Below are 755 nucleotides of genomic sequence, written 5' to 3'. Positions count from 1 at the left end.
ACAGCGGCGGATGCGGGAGCGGCATCGTCGGTCATGCCGAGAAAGATAGTTCGGATCCGTCAAAATTCTTTTCGGGCAACGGCATTCATTCGCGACTGCGCCAAGTAGACAACTGCCGGTAACCCGACGCCTGCTGTTAACCTCGCATCTCTCTCGATGTTGACCACGGTAAACCGGCTGCTAGCGGGCGTACCAGCCGTCGTCCCAGAGGTCGAGTAGTCGTTCGAAATAGGTTTCGTACTGGGGCGCGACGGCATCGGTGGAGAACTTGCCTATCGCGTACTCGCGGATCGCGCGGTAGTCGAGTTTGTCCACTGTTTCCGCAGCCGTGCAGAATTCGCGCAGGGTGCGGCAGCGGAAACCCTGTACGCCCTGCTGCACGGTTTCGGTGAATACGCCCCAATCGGTGGTGATGACGGGAGTGCCGCACAGCATGGCTTCGGCGTGCACGCCACCGAAGGGTTCCAGATACAGCGTGGGCACGAAAACCGCGCGGGCGCGGCTCATGAGCTCGCCACGTCGGACGCTGTCGACGACGCCGACGTACTCGACACACTCGGCGGTCGGCACCTCGCCCGCGCTCGCGCCGGCGACAATGAGCTTCACGCCGAGACGCGTGCAGGTGTCGATCGCGATCTGAATGCCCTTGGCCTCGATCAGCCGGCCGATGAAAAGGAAGTAGTCGTCTTTGTCGGCCGAGTACGGAAACTCCTCCACAGCATAGTAATTCGGGATCACCGCGTCATAGAACTCGC

The 755-nt window shown here is 61.3% G+C and carries 1 protein-coding gene; it reads right to left on the bottom strand.

Annotated elements, in window-relative coordinates:
- Nucleotides 1–180 precede the first annotated feature (180 nt).
- A partial coding sequence (locus tag NA12_RS32845) for a glycosyltransferase (RefSeq protein WP_218017156.1) occupies nt 181–755 on the bottom strand: 575 nt, incomplete at its 5' end.

The organism is Nocardia alba NBRC 108234, from assembly GCF_001612665.1.
Lineage (GTDB): Bacteria > Actinomycetota > Actinomycetes > Mycobacteriales > Mycobacteriaceae > Nocardia > Nocardia alba.
The sequence above is the reverse complement of the archived record's forward strand: the minus strand, read 5'-3'. Positions and strand labels throughout refer to the sequence as shown.